11 protein-coding genes, 1 tRNA gene and 2 rRNA genes are annotated in these 15940 nt (G+C 40.4%); 13 read left to right on the forward strand and 1 reads right to left on the reverse strand.

Annotated elements, in window-relative coordinates:
• From C9J38_RS03690 to C9J38_RS03700, 3 genes are all read left to right on the forward strand, one after another.
• A 23S ribosomal RNA gene (locus C9J38_RS03690) occupies window positions 1-174 on the forward strand; the annotation flags it as partial.
• A 170-nt stretch (window positions 175-344) separates the two neighbouring features.
• Window positions 345-460 (forward strand): 5S ribosomal RNA (gene rrf, locus C9J38_RS03695).
• A 134-nt stretch (window positions 461-594) separates the two neighbouring features.
• A tRNA-Asp gene (locus C9J38_RS03700) sits at window positions 595-671 on the forward strand.
• A 517-nt stretch (window positions 672-1188) separates the two neighbouring features.
• On the opposite strand, the gene C9J38_RS03705 is transcribed toward C9J38_RS03700, so the two are convergent.
• Entirely contained in the window at window positions 1189-2541 is a 1353-nt protein-coding gene (locus C9J38_RS03705; RefSeq protein WP_107205934.1) for an MATE family efflux transporter, read from the reverse strand.
• 191 nt (window positions 2542-2732) lie between these two features.
• Here C9J38_RS03705 and C9J38_RS03710 point away from each other — a divergent pair, with 191 nt between their 5' ends.
• The 10 genes from C9J38_RS03710 (at window position 2733) to C9J38_RS03755 (ending at window position 15744) form a co-directional block, all read left to right on the forward strand.
• Complete coding sequence (locus tag C9J38_RS03710; protein ID WP_107205935.1) at window positions 2733-4523, forward strand: IucA/IucC family siderophore biosynthesis protein; 1791 nt, start codon at window positions 2733-2735, stop codon at window positions 4521-4523.
• On the forward strand, window positions 4510-6240 hold the full coding sequence (locus C9J38_RS03715; protein ID WP_107205936.1) for an IucA/IucC family siderophore biosynthesis protein: 1731 nt from the start codon (window positions 4510-4512) through the stop codon (window positions 6238-6240). The genes C9J38_RS03710 and C9J38_RS03715 overlap by 14 nt, the downstream gene beginning before the upstream one ends.
• Window positions 6241-6250: 10 nt before the next feature.
• Window positions 6251-7507: an AMP-binding protein gene (locus C9J38_RS03720; protein ID WP_107206454.1), complete on the forward strand. Its 1257-nt coding sequence runs from the start codon at window positions 6251-6253 to the stop codon at window positions 7505-7507.
• Between the two features lie 9 nt (window positions 7508-7516).
• Window positions 7517-8791 carry a DUF6005 family protein gene (locus C9J38_RS03725; RefSeq protein ID WP_107205937.1) on the forward strand — a complete coding sequence of 425 codons (1275 nt, stop codon included), beginning with the start codon at window positions 7517-7519 and terminating at the stop codon, window positions 8789-8791.
• A 1-nt stretch (window position 8792) separates the two neighbouring features.
• A complete protein-coding gene (locus tag C9J38_RS03730) occupies window positions 8793-9632 on the forward strand; it encodes a sugar phosphate isomerase/epimerase (protein ID WP_107205938.1) in 840 nt (279 codons plus the stop codon).
• Window positions 9633-9763: 131 nt separating this feature from the next.
• Window positions 9764-10471, forward strand: a complete 708-nt coding sequence (locus C9J38_RS03735) for a response regulator transcription factor (RefSeq protein ID WP_107205939.1) — start codon at window positions 9764-9766, stop codon at window positions 10469-10471.
• A gap of 147 nt (window positions 10472-10618) precedes the next feature.
• Window positions 10619-12583, forward strand: a complete 1965-nt coding sequence (locus C9J38_RS03740; protein ID WP_107205940.1) for a TonB-dependent receptor domain-containing protein — start codon at window positions 10619-10621, stop codon at window positions 12581-12583.
• 75 nt (window positions 12584-12658) lie between these two features.
• The gene (locus C9J38_RS03745) at window positions 12659-13801 is read left to right on the forward strand and encodes an ABC transporter substrate-binding protein (protein ID WP_233217655.1); all 1143 of its coding nucleotides are present in this window, start codon (window positions 12659-12661) and stop codon (window positions 13799-13801) included.
• A 90-nt stretch (window positions 13802-13891) separates the two neighbouring features.
• Window positions 13892-14968: an iron ABC transporter permease gene (locus C9J38_RS03750; RefSeq protein WP_107205942.1), complete on the forward strand. Its 1077-nt coding sequence runs from the start codon at window positions 13892-13894 to the stop codon at window positions 14966-14968.
• Complete coding sequence (locus C9J38_RS03755; protein WP_107205943.1) at window positions 14968-15744, forward strand: ABC transporter ATP-binding protein; 777 nt, start codon at window positions 14968-14970, stop codon at window positions 15742-15744. The genes C9J38_RS03750 and C9J38_RS03755 overlap by 1 nt, the downstream gene beginning before the upstream one ends.
• The last annotated feature ends 196 nt before the right edge of the window (window positions 15745-15940 follow it).

Consider the following 15940-nt stretch of genomic DNA (forward strand, 5'->3'; position numbering starts at 1 on the left):
GGAATCGATAACCGCTGAAAGCATCTAAGCGGGAAGCGAGCCTCAAGATGAGTCATCCCTAGACCTTTAAGGTCTCTAAAGGGTTGTTGAAGACTACAACGTTGATAGGTCGGGTGTGTAAGTGCTGCGAGGCATTGAGCTAACCGATACTAATTGCCCGTGAGGCTTAACCATACAACACCCAAGGGGTTTTACTTCTCATCAGAGAAGCATCGGACTCTACAAATACTTGAATGAGTATTGAGAACAACTAGTTAGATAATTTCCAGATTTAGTGTTAGGTCACATCGCTCCTTGCCATCCATGGCATCGCGATATTAGTGAATCCTTTCACGTCGAATTTGCTTGGCGACCATAGCGTTATGGACCCACCTGATCCCATGCCGAACTCAGTAGTGAAACGTAATAGCGCCGATGGTAGTGTGGGGTCTCCCCATGTGAGAGTAGGACATCGCCAGGCTTCCAATTCGTTTTCATCTTTTTAAAAAAAGACGAAAGCAAAAATAGATATCTATTTGAACTATGGATATCGCATGTGGTGTTATCGCTCTTAGCCATCCATGGCTTCGCGATATTAGAACATCCATGTTCGTCGGAGCGGTAGTTCAGTTGGTTAGAATACCGGCCTGTCACGCCGGGGGTCGCGGGTTCGAGTCCCGTCCGCTCCGCCACTTATATTAAGCCCTAGTCGAAAGACTGGGGCTTTTTTACATTTGGAATAAATGAGTTAAATGTATTTGAGTGAGTTGGCAGTTCAGTTGGTTAGCCTCTTTATTGGAGAGCTTAGCGGCCTGTCACGTTGGGGGAACGCGGGTTCGAGTCCCGCTTGAGCGCAAGCCCGTCCGCTCCGCCACTTATATTAAGCCCTAGTCGAAAGACTGGGGCTTTTTTATATTTATAATAAATGAGTTAAATGTATTTGAGTGAGTTGGTAGTTCAGTTGGTTAGGCTCTTTATTGGAGGGCTTAGCGGCCTGTCACGCCGGGGGGCGCGGGTTCGAGTCCCGTCCGCTCCGCCACTTATTAAGAAGCCTCGCTAGTGATAGCGAGTTTTTTTTTCGTCTGTAGAAAGTGGAAATGATAGTGTGTAGTTAAGCTTTTATTGCGAAGCTTAGGCAAGTCCAGCACTTTCGACCACTTATTTAAGATCTCAGTAGAGCTTTTTTGTATGACTGATTATTGATAAGCATCATATAGTTACCAGCTTAGACTTGTGTTTTATGCTGTGTTGGAAACGAAGGTAAAGCGTTAATGCAATAATAAAAGTGCTTAACTCTGCGATAGGTAAAGCAAAAAGAAACGGGATGCTTGAAATAAAATTTGTGAAGAGTAGAAGTAGTGATACAGGTAAAACTAACCCTCTTGATAAAGCGATAATAGATGATTGAAGAGGACAATGCATCGCTGTGAAATAACAAGATAGTAAGACATTTATTCCGCTAAAGATAAAACAGGGCCATATAACGCCAATATAACTTAATGCCAATTGATAGGCGTCAGACTCTGTATTTTCAATGAAAAGCTTCGTTATTGAATCTGATCCTGACAGCGCACTTAATATTAATAGTGTACTAATACTTATCACGGTAACGGTAGCTAAAAGCATGAATTGGTTGATGCGTGTGAAATTTCTTGCTCCATAGTTTTGGCTTACCAGTATATGAAGAGCATCGATAATGCCGTAAAACAGCATCATGCTAATAAATAACATATAGTTTGCGACAGCGAAGCCTGAGATAGCAGTATTGCCCTGCTCTTTCATCAATAGCCAATGAATAGTGAAAATAACAATACCAACAGAAATTTCATTGATATATTCTGAAATCCCATTAAGTAGCCCTCTGAAGTAAGGTTTCACGCTTGAATAACAGAGCTTAAATTTAATTAATCTTTGTTTCTTAGTGAAAAAAGTACAGAGCACTAATAACTGTATTATCTGTGCTATACCTGTTGCCCAAGCGGCCGATTGAATTCCCCACTGAAAATAGCCAAGAAAAAGGACATCAAGCATGATGTTAACGACAGAGCCCAAGACTAAAGCTGATGTTGCTAGCGTTGGAAAGCCATCTGCGCGTACAAAATAATATAAAACCATCGTGGTTAGTTGAATGATGAGTACGACTGATATTACTTGGAAGTAAGCTTGAGTAAGGGGGGTTAATTGTTCATCAACACCAAGAAATAAAAATAAAGTCTCATTGAAAAATAAACTAATAATCGCCATCAAGGTAGCGAATAAAAAAATAGAGATTAACGATAAGGTAAAAATACCATTAGCCTCTTTATAGTTTCCTTCTCCGATAAATTTTCCTGCAGTTACTGTCCCACCAATAGCCACCATTAGACCCAATGCAAACATGAATGTGATGTAAGGAATAAGAATATTGATAGCTGCTAAAGCTTCATAACCTAGATATTTTCCTACAAAGATCCCATCGACCAAACTTGCAGTGGTGATAGCAAGTAATGCAATGAGTGCAGGAAAAGCAAACAGGAAAAAAGTACTAATGATAGGGCCCTGAGTGACCTTGTTATACGTCATGAATTTATGTTTTATGAATGAGCTTAATGTCCATTTTGAAGCGTTTCAATCATAAGTACGAGCGTTGAAGTGCCACGTTTTGCTGCTGCATACATTTTTGTGTAACAAATGTAATCATTATTGAAATGAGAATTAATATCATTAAGAATCTTTAATTAATTTCTTATTTATCAATAAATAGTCGGTTCAACATGATGTTAACAGCAAAAAAAATAGCTGAAGTCGCTTCATTTCAGGCCCTCTTTAATTGTTACTTAAAAGAATGTAAGCAAGATTCATGGTACCGAGTTGATGCGTGGATGGAGAAAAATGAATTATGTTGTTCACCATCGTGTCAGTGGATTATTGAAATAAACTTACCTATAGAACATGTAGTTATAGCCGTTGAAGTGACTTATAAAACCATTGTTGGTCGCCATACTTTTGGTGATATCTGGTTAAAAAATAATGATGAAAATTGGTATACCATCTCTGAAAAAGAAGCTGCAATTACGCTTTTAGATTCATTTTTTGAGCAAAAGACAATGTCACTGAAAAAACAGGAACTATTGATTCGCCTGTTAGAAAGTATGTCGCTCATGGAGTATTTTTTGGCGGAAAATATGACAAAAAATGCACCGCCTTCTCGCTGTTTTATTGATGCTGAACAGAGTTTAGCTTTTGGACATTGGCAACATCCGACGCCTAAAAGTCGTCAAGGGATGCTTGATTTTCATCATCAATATTATGCGCCTGAATTAAAAGGGGAGTTTGCACTTCATTACTTTAATGTTGCCCGCTCTTTGATTTGCCAGCGCTCAGCATTATCAATTTCAGCTGAAGAGATCATTGCTTCTTCTCTCGAAACCGCAGACTTACAAATTTCAGATGAGTTTATAGTCTTGCCTATGCATCCGCTGCAAGCGCAAAAATTATTACATGATCCTGCTATTCTGGATTTAATGACTCAGGGGCTAATTATTGATAGCGGACAGCATGGTTGTAAGTTCACCGCAACGTCCTCTGTGAGATCGCTATACAGTGCGCATTTATCTTGGATGTATAAGTTTTCGATACCTGTAAAAATTACGAATTCTCTTAGAGTAAATAAACGTCATGAACTTGATGCTGGCGTAGTTATGGCTGGGTTATATCGTAAGACGGGATTTAGTGGTGATTATCCTAGCTTTAATGTTGTGACAGATCCTGCATACGTCACCGTATTATTACCAGAGCGAGAAGAAAGTGGTTTTGAAACGATTATTCGAGAAAATCCATTTCAGGCGGATCAAGATCAGGATGTTCTTACTATTGCTGCATTGACACAAGATCCGCTGCCAAATCAAGCATCGTTATTAGCCTCTATTATTGTTGAGTTGGCAACGAAAGAGCATTGCTCTGAATCTCATGTAGCGATGCGATGGTTTGCCCGCTATTGGGATTGTGCGATAGATCCTATGATCCGTTTGTATGATGAGCATGGCATTGCGTTAGAAGCACACCAACAAAATAGCGTTATTCAATTAGAGACTGGTTATCCATCGAATTATTATTTCCGAGATAACCAAGGTTTCTATTTATCAAAAAGCTACCGCAGTTATTTAGAAGGTATGGAGCCTGAATCTAGCCGTGTTCATGACTTGTATTTTGATGATGAAATGATCTGTGAGCGATTCACTTATTATTTAATGATCAACCATCTCTTTTCGATTATTGGTCGACTAGGCGCTGATCATATTATTGATGAAGCTTTATTACTGAATTTTGTTAAGCAACGGCTCACCGCATTACATAAATCATTACTGGGTGGCGGTAAATTATTTGTCGAGCAATTACTGACCAATAAGCAATGGGCAATGAAAGCGAATTTACTGACACGTGTCCACGATGTCGATGAATTAATGGTTGAGAACGAACAGGCGATTTATTGCTACATCGATAATCCATTTATAACAGCTGATACCACAAATCAGAAAAAGGAGGTATCAGATGCCATTGCCTAATTGTCTTACGCTAGAACCTGAACAGAGAATCATTAAGCAACTTTTTGAAGCTATCATGTTTGAACAATTGGTTGAAATTGATGTTGGCTCTGAGAATGGTTACAACACGTTTACTTGGATCATGGCGGAAAAGCATTATCACGTTCGTGGTCATATTGGCGCTTTTGGGCGTTATCGTTTAGATATTTCAACCTTAACGATTGATGGTCAGCCTCAGCTTATCTCGCAATCTTGGGAAGATATTGTTCGAGATTTGCCTGCCCTTGAGCAAGTTAAGTTATCTATTATCGAAGAGTTTAAACAAACCTCCAATTTGTGTCGCTGGAATCAAGACAATATTCCAGCTCGTGATTCACGTCGGCAGGCAAGTTTTATTGAGTTGGAAGCACAACTTGATGAAGGACATCCTTATCACCCCTCTTTTAAAGCGCGAACAGGGTTTAACTTTCTTGATCATCAATGTTATGGACCTGAAGCTGGGGAATCATTTTGTTTGCACTGGATCGCGATAAAAAGAACACATTTTCGTTCACATTTACCTGATGAGCATGATCGTTTTTGGTCTAGTGAATTAGATCAAGATCACTGGCAAACATTGAGTTTTATTTTATCTCAGCAGCAAGGTAACTGGCAGGAGTATGCTTTATTGCCTGTTCATCCTTGGCAGTGGCGTCAATTACACAAAGAAGATTTTCCATCTTTACTTGAGCAGAAAATTATTATCGATTTGGGAGAGTTAGGAGACCAATATGTTGCTTCGCAATCGGTCAGAACTTTACTCAATGTAACGAATCAAGCAAAAGCCAATATCAAATTGCCATTGAATATGGTGAACACCTCTTCTAAGCGGACCTTAGCTGGTTATTCCGTTTGCTTGGCACCAGAGATATCAACATGGCTTGAAACCATTGTTAGTCAAGATCCTGAGTTGTCAGGATTAGACATATTAGCCGAATACGCTGGCGGGATTTATGTACCGTTAGGGAAAACGGTAGAGTGTGATCCTTTAAGTGACCAACTGGCGGTTATTTTTAGAGAAAGCTTAGAGAACAAATTATCACCTGAGCAAACGGCGGTACCATTTAATGCGTTGATGATGGTCGAGCAAGATGGTCAGCCATTCATTGATCATTGGATTGATAAATATGGCTTAGTACCGTGGCTCTCGCAACTTATCGAGGTGGCAGTGATCCCAATTTGGCACTTATTGGTCAAGTATGGGGTGGGAACGGAGCCGCACGGACAAAACATGGTATTGGTTCACCGCAATGGTTGGCCTGAAAAGATTATTATTCGTGATTTTCATGAAAGTGTTGAATACCACTCTGCGTTCCTTAGTACTGATTTTCCAGCACCTGATTTAGCATTATTAGAACCAACCTTAGCCAAGGCACCTCTAGATATATTTTATGCCATGAGTTCGGTAGAGCTGCTGCGCGAATTAGTGATGGATACCTTATTCATTTATAACCTTGCAGAGGTTTCTCACCTTATTGAATGGCATTACGGTGGAACGGAAAGGCAGTTCTGGCAACTGGTTGAGAATAAGCTCGAACAATACAGTGCAGCGCATCCAGAGCTTGCTGATCGGATAGCTCAACTCGATTACCAATCTACTTCAATTGCAACAGAATCATTATTAGCTCGAAAATTTCAGGCTAAGAAACAAGAGTGTCACCATATCGTGTCGAATGCGCTTTCGTGCGCTTTTAAATAATAGGGATATTATGATTTACGTTAACGATGATTATATCGATAGTGCTTTTTTCTCACAGTGCTTCCAAATATTTTCAGCGCACCCTCAGTTAAAAGACTGTGCAGGAAAACGCGTTGCCGTGTGCCTACAAAATCCTGCTCAGTTGCTAGCACTTTGTTTATATTTAAAAAGAAATGGTGGTTCATTTTATCCTATTTTAGCCACGACTCCGCGTTTAGCGGCAAAGCGTTTAGCAGACAAAGCAAACTGTCATATCGTTATTTTTGATATTGAGCAGACGGGACTGACGCTAAAAAGAGAAGATAAAGATCAACAAGCGGTTTTAGTACAAACTAGCTCTGGGACAACTGGTGAGCCGAAAGTGATCACTCGCTCTTGGTTGTCTATTGATGAAGAAATTGAAAGTTATGTGGCAAGCTTTGCTGCACCTCAGTCCATGACCCCTTTAATTGCTTGTCCAATTACCCACTCTTATGGATTAATTTGTGGCGTACTTGTCGCGCTTAAGCGTGGTTTAGTGCCAGTGATCATAACCAACATTAATCCTAAATACCTATTGAGAAAATGCTTAGAGAATAGTGAGCACTTGCTTTATTCATCACCAAACTTACTGCATTCCCTCGTACAGCTCTATCCCAAACAAGAACAACTACATGCTGTGATGACGTCAGGAACGGTGCTACCGCAAGCCTGGTTTGAAGCGATAAAGGTACGAAGTCAGTATTTATTCCAGCAATACGGTTGTTCTGAAGCCGGTTGTATTGCCGTCTGTGAAAATCCTGAATATGCCAATCAAATGGGCTTTCCACTTCCACATTTAAGGGTATCAGCAGGGAGTGATGTCACTTCCCCGCAAGAGATCATCGTATCCAAAAATAAGCTTGATATTAATACTCAAGATCTTGGTTTTTTTGATGTGCAAGGGCAGTTATGTTTCGTTTCCCGTAGCGATGACATGATCAATGTTTCTGGGCTGAATGTGTATCCACAAGATGTGGAAAACGTTGTGATGGAATTGGCTGAAATTACAGATGCGGTGGTGTTTAAGCGTGCCGATGAGTTATCTGGTGAGCGTGTGTGTTTGCAGTTTGTGGCTGACACAATGATTGAACCAAGCCGGATTCGTCAATGGTGTGGAACGCGTTTAGCGAATCACCAGTTACCCGTTGATATAGAGCAGCGCGAGATTATCGAAAAAGCGGCAAACGGAAAGATAAATCGAAAAGCGCTTTCACAAAGTAGTGTTTCAATTGCAGCGATTGGTTAAGGAAGAAAAATGCAGCGCGAAGAGATGATCCAAGCTATCAAAAAAGTGCTTGAAGAAAATATGCAAAATAGCCATATGGCGCTTTTTAGTCCATCAGCAAAGTTGAATGAAGAGTTGTATTTAGATTCAGTGTTAATACTTCAGCTTATTTTACATTTAGAGCTCGATTTAGGATTGACCGTACCAGAGCAACATATTACAGCTGCAGATTATGCGACAGTTGCGAGCCTAGCCGATTTCCTATGCCAAGTTAACAATGAGTCAGAGCTCGCACCGAAAGAGCCTGAGGTTGAATTTGAAGATGTAAAAGTACATTGCTTTGTTAGTTGTGTATGTGAAGCGTTAAAGAGCAAAGGCATTGATCATCGACCATTTTATTTTGCGGTATGGGATGCGACGTTTGATGTAAGTGAGCGCTACCAACTGCAATACCATAGTGACGACATTAATCACCAATTATTTATTGATTGGTACCAACGTTTGTTTGGTGGCGAGCTTATCGCTTGGTATGACAGTGAGAAAACCAAGCTCGCGAATTTAGCCACCATGAGAGCGTTACTTGGTAATAAATCGAACTCAGAGCACTTGATGGTGATGCTCGATCTTTATCACCTTCCTGAGCGTGAAAATAAATTTAATCAGAACCCATTTCCCCATTACGTTATGTTGACGGAAACAGAGACGCCAGAGCACTGGATGATGTGGGATCCTGACTTTCGTTGGCAAGGTGAAATTTCACAAGATCGCATTGAAAATGCGATCTCTCAGCCGACCGTTGAGGGAGGGTATATTTTTAATGAAAATGCTCTGCACGATGCGCCGTTACATGTGGTGCAAGATTATTTCAAGCTTTGCTTTATTGAAGATAAAAACCCGCTAACAAATGCCGTTCGTGAAATTATCCAAGCTCACCTTGATGAAACGCAGGGGATTAGTTTGTCAGATCTCCCACTTGCTTTACGTGAATTAAAAGTTATCGCGGTGCGTAAATATGCTTACGAACATGGCTTTGCTTATTTTGGCAGAGCGTTAGGTCAAAGTGATGATGATTTTGAATATTGGTGTGATGTGATTGAAGAATTAATCCAGACCTATACCAGTATTCAGTATCAAGTAATGAAAATGGCAGAAACCAAAGATCTTAATTTATATACAGGTATTCAATACTTGTTGGATAAGCAAGACAGAACAGAAAAACGTATTAAGAAAGGGTTATTTGATATGTATTCCGATTGGTGTGAGTTAAACGACTTACCGTGTGATTCTGTTATGGAGGTTTGCTGATATGCAATTATCTATTTGTACTATTTCGTTTCGTCATCAATTAATGTCATTAGAACACTTAGCGCAATGGGCAAGAAGCCATGACTTTCAAGGTATCGAGCTTTGGGGGGTACATGCCATAAGTCTGGAGTCACAACCTCAATATGATGCGCAATGGTTAAAGGAAATGGGACTCTCGATTTCGATGCTAAGTGATTACTTACCCTTAGTGGGGGATCTAACCGTTACTCAACAAAAGTGTGCGCATATTTGTAAGTTAGCGAACTATTGGAACACAAATAAAATACGTACTTTTGCGGGGCATCAAGCCAGCGATAAGGTTAATAAAAATGACCGAGAAAAGCTGGTTACAAGACTACGTCATATTTGTGAATACGCGCATCACCAAGGGTTAAATGTACTTGTTGAAACCCATCCCAATACTTTAGCGGATACGACAGAATCGATTCTGCAGCTTTTAGATGAGGTTTACCATCCGGCTTTAAAAATTAATTTTGACAGCTTACATGTTTGGGAATCTGGTGCTGACATTAATTATTTTCACAATCAAATTAGTGATTATGTCGATCATTACCACTTAAAAAATATCGCTTCCCGAGAATATTTAAACGTGTTTTCACCTGATAACGTTTATTCGCCAGCAGGTAGCCGTGAAGGAATGACACCTTTATTTGAGGGGGTATTAGATTATCAACATTTTATTGATGGATTATCTCGAAATAAAAATACAACCGCATCACTTGAGTGGTTCGGTAATAATGTAAAGCAAATCTTAATAAATGACAAAAAAGCATTGGATAGGTTTGGTGAGAATATAAAACAGGCTGAATTACTGTTTTAGTTTTAATTTTTATTTAACTGATTTCGATAAATAGGCATTGATTATAAAAAAACGCTCGTATACTATCAGTCACCTAACTGATAGTGATAACTATTATCAATAAAGTGACAGATACTTAGCTAGGGATTGGCATGAATATAGATAAGGTCCATCATTCAAGAACAATCTTAATTGTGGAACCTGAGCATAATTATGGTCAGCAGTTAATTGAACTGTTTTGGCGTGAAGGTTTTGTGATCAAACGTTGCCAATCTGCACTTGAAGCTGAAAACGTTTATAAAAATGCGACAGTAGATCTTATGCTGGTCTCTAATCAATTACCTGAAATGAAAGGGTTTACGTTTTTAAAACAGTGCCGGCAAGTTTCTCACATTCCTATTGTCTTATTAGCGGATAACTATAGCGATACTGAATGCGTAAACAGTTTTTTCCATGGTGTAGATGATTACATTCCACGTAAACAGCCGATTAAGGAAGTCTTGTGTCGTGTTATTGCGATTTTAAGGCGTATTCAGCAGCGGCAATTACCGTCAAATAAAACCAAGTTATTAATTGTTGATGATTTGAAAATGGATAAGCAAAGTTTAGCGGTAAGTTATAAAGAAACCACATTATCAATGACACCAATTCAATTTAATTTACTTTGGACATTAGCTTTTCAACAAAATCAAGTATTGAGTAAAGACTATTTATACCGACAGGTATTGTCACGTGAGTTTAGCTTATATGACCGCAGTTTAGATATGCACTTAAGCCGAGTTCGACGAAAATTAGTATCGGCAGGTATGCCAGTTGAGCGGCTGAAAACGGCTCATGGCGTTGGTTACAGTTTTAGTTAATAAGGAAAAAGCTCTTATCGAAAGGTAAGGGCTTTTTTCATAGTAATTAATTAGTTGTGTGGTTGTAACAATTGTAAAAAGCATTTACATCTTAGTGCGTAGAAGCAAAATAATGATAATTATTATCATTAACAATGGAAAATTAAGATGTTGAAAGGATGCAAATTCAAGCTGCTACCGACAACGGTTGCTGTCTCAAGTGCGTTGTTTACACAAATTGCGGTTGCCGACTCAGAAGGTGAACATGAAAAAATGGTTGTAATGGGTAACCCATTACAAGCGACAGAAGTGTTTATTGATTCTGAGCAGCTTGAACGACAACAAGCCAACGATATCAATGATATTTTCCGCACAGATCCCGAAGTCAGCATCGGTGGCGGTACTGGTGTTGCTCAAAAGATTTATGTTCGTGGTTTAGAAGATAGCCAGCTAAACGTGACTATTGATGGTGCTGTTCAATCAGGCAATATTTTTCACCACCAAGGGCGTTTATCAATAGAACCAGAATTATTGAAACAAGTTGAAGTTGCGGCGGGTGCTGGACGTGCGACAGATGGTGCGGGGGCACTGGGTGGTGCGATTCGTTTTAAAACCAAAGATGCTGAAGATATGTTGCAAGGTGACGAACGTTTTGGTGGCTTAGTGAAGGCGGGCTACTATGATAATACGAAAGGATATAAAACGAGCGTCAGCGGCTATGGTTACCTTACTGACAACGTAAGCGTTGTTGCTACTATGGTGTATAGCGATTTAGGTAACTACACAGATGGCGATGGTAACGAGCAGCCGTTTACTGAAGCACGAAACAAAGTTGGCTTTATTAAACTTGTTGGTGATATTACTGACGCGCAGAAAATCACTTTAAGTTATGATCACCGCGGTGATGAAGCGTATCGTAACTTCCGACCTCACTGGGCGGAAAGTAGAAAGAATTTCCCGCTTGACCAAGAGATGAACCGAGATACTTTCACGCTGAATTACGGTTTAAATCCTGCTGATAACCCATACCTTGATCTTGATGTTACCGCATATAACACCGAAACTGAGCTAAAGCATAAGAGTCGTCCAGACGTACCTCGTGAAACAAATAATATCGCGAAAACACACAGCTATGGTGGTGATATTCGCAACACGAGTAGCTTTAACTTGTTTGCTGTTACGTATGGTGTTGATTACCGTAAAGATATAACAGATGGCACATTCTTAGCTTATAGCCCAGATACTTATGAGTTTAAAGGCACTGTTGCAGGCGTCTATGTACAGAGTGATTTCCGTATTGTTGAGCCGCTACTATTAAGTGTTGGTGGTCGTTACGATACATATAAATTAAAAGATTCTTACGGTACAGAAGTCGATCATTCAGGCTTTAGCCCTAATGTTAGCCTGAACTACAGCGTTATACCGGGTTTGAATGTTTATGCCGGTTACGCAGAAGCTTTCCGTGGCGCCCAGATCCCAGATTCATTCATGACTGATATTGAGTTAGATCCAAACCGTAAAGCAGAGCGAGCACATAATACCGAAGTGGGGGCTAGCTGGGTAAACGGCGGTCTAAATCTATCAGCAACGGCGTACATTAATAAAATTGACGATGTGGTCGGTAAAAGTGCGAAAAATCAAGGCGACTTAGAAACCAAAGGTTTCACTGCGCGTGCTGGCTACACCTTCAATGATTTAAGTATGTCATTAAGCTTCAATCACTCTCTCTCGGATCTTGATGGTCAACGTTTAATTGATGAGAACTTTGGTATTGGTACCTCGACAGGTGATACATGGGTTGCGGATATTAATTACTATGTATTTGATAACTTGTTAATTGGTTATACAGGTCGCTATGTTGCTCGTCTTGATGATGCAGTAGAAGTGGTTGAAATCTATAAAGGTGAAGAGTACGTCACTAACTACAGTGAAAAGCCAGGTTATGCCGTTCATGATATTTACAGCCAGTGGCAACCATTATCGGGTGAAGAGTTAACACTCTCTCTGGCAGTTAAAAATCTCTTTGATAAAGATTATCGTGATCATGCTAGCTACGGTGATGTAAACGCTATTGCGAGTGCACCACGCGAGCCGGGTCGTGATATCCGCTTTAATGTTGCGTATGCCTTTTAAATAAATGAACAAGGAGGGACGTCTGTCTCTCCTTTTTTCGTTTAAGGCTAGGTGAATGTGATCAAAGGGAAAGTTATGCCGCAATTTCTATCAATAAAAAATCGTCTTATTGCTCTGCTCAGTGTTTGCTTGGTGTTATGTAGTACTCACAGTGTAGCGAAAAGCATTACTGTAACGGATTTAGCTGGGCGAGAAGTCGTAATATCTCAACCTGCGGAAAGATTACTGTTAAGTGAAAGTCGCTATATTCCCGCGTTAGCGATTTTAGAAGGCGATCAAGTGTTATCTCGTATTGTCGGTATGATGGGAGACATGAAGTTAGTCGATCCTGATTCTTATCAACAATATCAAACCGCATTTCCTGACATCGATAATATCCCTCTGTTTGGTAAAGGCGCAACGGAGAGTTTTAGTTTAGAAACCGCATTAGCGCTTAAAGCGGATGTGGCTTTTTTAGGTGTCGAAGGTCATGGGCCTAATGCGCGAAATAGCGAAATTATTGAAATTTTAGAGCGTGCGGGCGTAACGGTCGTCTTTATCGATTTTCGCAAAGATCCGGTGAAAAATACCTTACGTAGTTTAGAGGTCATGGGCAAAGTACTGGGTCGAGAAGCGCAAGCGAAAAGCTATATTCAATTTTATAACCAAGAATTAGATAAGGTGAAGCAAGGTCTTGCAACGGTAAAACCTGAAGATGTTCCGACAGTCTTTCTTCATAGTCGTGTAGGTGTTAACGGTGAATGTTGTGAGACCATGGCTCGGGGTATGGTTGCTCAAATGCTTGACTTTATTGGGGTGAAGAATATGGCACAGCCACTACTTCCGGGATCTGTGGGCGTATTAAATCAAGAGTATTTATTAACGCATCAGCCTGACATTTATATTGGTACTGCTGTTGGCTCAACCCAGACTCAAAAAGAAGCACCGCAATATATTGTTCTTGGTACCAGTATTAGTGCCAAAGTAGCACACCAGTCTTTGGCTGCCATTACTCAACGACCGCCACTTAATCAATTAACCGCAGTGAAAAATAAACGGGCTTATTCTATCTGGCACCATTTTTATAATACGCCGCTCAATATTGTTGCTATTCAGACGTTTGCTAAATGGGCCTACCCCAAAACGTTTGCTGAGCTATCACCACAAAAAACATTAGAAACACTATATCGTGATTATCAGCCAGTGCCTCTTAATGGTACCTATTGGATGGCGTTATAAATTAAATATTAGTGTTGTTTTAATTAATTCAATGAGCCGGATGACGTCACTGTTATCCGGTTTTTGGCTTTGTAAGATAAAGGAAATATCATGAAATTAGCCACATTAAGTGTTGATGAAAACCATCAAACAACCAGTTTGTCACAGCGTTATCGGCGCTTTGTGATTAAACGAATTCTCTTGTTAAGTATGATGGCGATAGCACTTGTCATTGCATGGGTTATTGATACTGCAACCGGCCCTTCTCAAATTGGCTTAAACCATATTTTTTCCGCGCTCTTTCAGCCTGAAGTACTCGATCCCGTCCAACAAGTGATTATTTTTGATGTCAGGATCCCTTACGCTTTAATGGCCATTGTTGTTGGTGCGGCATTAGGGTTAGCGGGGGCTGAAATGCAAACCTCTTTAAATAATCCGTTAGCGAGTCCGTTTACCTTAGGCATTGGTGCGGCTGCAACATTAGGCGCGGCGGTTGCTATCTTATTTGATTGGTCATGGTTACCGTTTCGCTTTGACTACATTTTGCCTTTGTTTGCTTTTGCTTTTGCGCTTTTAGCATCACTTTTGGTGGTGGTGTTATCACGAAGCCAAGGCGCATCGGTTAATACCGTGATCTTGTTTGGTATTTCACTCTTTTTTGCCCTTAACGCCTTAGTCAGTTTATTAATGTTTGTCGCAGACAGTAATGCTTTACAACAGATAGTGTTTTGGACCATGGGCAGTTTGGTGCGAGCAAATAACGAAAAAGTGTTGATTGTCGCACTTGTCTTTGCGGTGTGTTTCCCGCTTTCTATGCGTCAAGCATGGGCGATGACAGCGATTCGCTCGGGAGAAGATCAAGCAAGAAGTATCGGTATTCGCGTAGAGCGCATGCGCTTAATGGTGTTGTTGAGAGTGAGCTTATTAACGGCTGTCGCTGTGGCGTTTGTGGGGGAAATTGGCTTTGTTGGGTTAGTCGGTCCTCATATAACAAGAATGTTATTAGGCGAAGATCATCGCTTTTTTCTTCCGGGGAGTGCCATTGCCGGTGCATTGTTGTTATCGCTGGCTTCCATCGCGAGTAAAAGCTTGATCCCTGGAGTGATTTTACCAATTGGAATCGTAACATCATTAATTGGTATCCCATTCTTCATGAGCCTTATTTTATCGAGTAAAGGGAAGTTGTAATGTCATTAAATATTAATAGCCTCACAACGGGGTATGGTCAGCAAAAGATCATTGAGCAACTTTCTGTTGAGCCGATCCAAAATGGTGAGTTGGTGGCGGTACTCGGCCCTAATGGAGTAGGTAAATCGACATTGCTCAAAGCGATAGCGCGATTACAAAAATATCAAGGTGATGTGTCTCTTGATGGCGAAATATTAAGTCAGTTAGCCCTTAGCGAAAGTGCCAGAAGAATCGGTTACTTGCCACAAACACTGCCTCAGGCAACTAGCCTTGTTGCTTATGAAATTGTATTTAGTGCTTGTCGCGCGGTAAAATCCGAACTGAGTAAAAGTTATATTGAGCAAATCATTGAAAAAACATTTTCCCAATTAGGAATAACCCATTTAGCACTTAAACAGCTAGCACAAATGTCAGGTGGGCAGCGACAGATGATCGGATTAGCGCAAGTGCTGATTCGAGAGCCTCGATTATTATTACTTGATGAGCCAACCAGTGCGTTAGATCTGCATTGGCAAATTAGTGTGCTTCAGGCTGTAAAACAAAATTTGGCGCACACTGGAGGCATGGGTCTTGTCGCGATCCATGACATAAATTTAGCCTTACGTTTTTGCGATAAAGTGTTGGTCCTCAGCCCTGATGGAGTAGTCGTTATGGGCAAAGGAGAGCAAGTGTTAACAGCAGAGGTATTACGTAACGCTTATGGTGTCAAAGGGCGAGTGGAGCAGTGTTCGCAAGGTTATCCGATAGTACTGGTGGATGAAGCGATGAGTGCGTAATGAATTGTGTGCAGCCTTTTTAGTTTTTGGTATATTTAAGGTAAAAAGCTGTACGTGATATTAAGTGTTTATATATCAGCCTGTTATATGTGGTGTTGGGAGTTGGCCTATAGGTGGTAAAAAACACGTTCACTTTTGTGCTGTTTTTATGAGTGAAAGCTGTACACGTCTAAATGTGAGAGTTTAGTCAGTATTG

It is taken from the genome of Photobacterium sp. GB-210 (genome assembly GCF_003026075.1).
In the GTDB taxonomy this organism is placed as follows: Bacteria; Pseudomonadota; Gammaproteobacteria; order Enterobacterales; family Vibrionaceae; genus Photobacterium.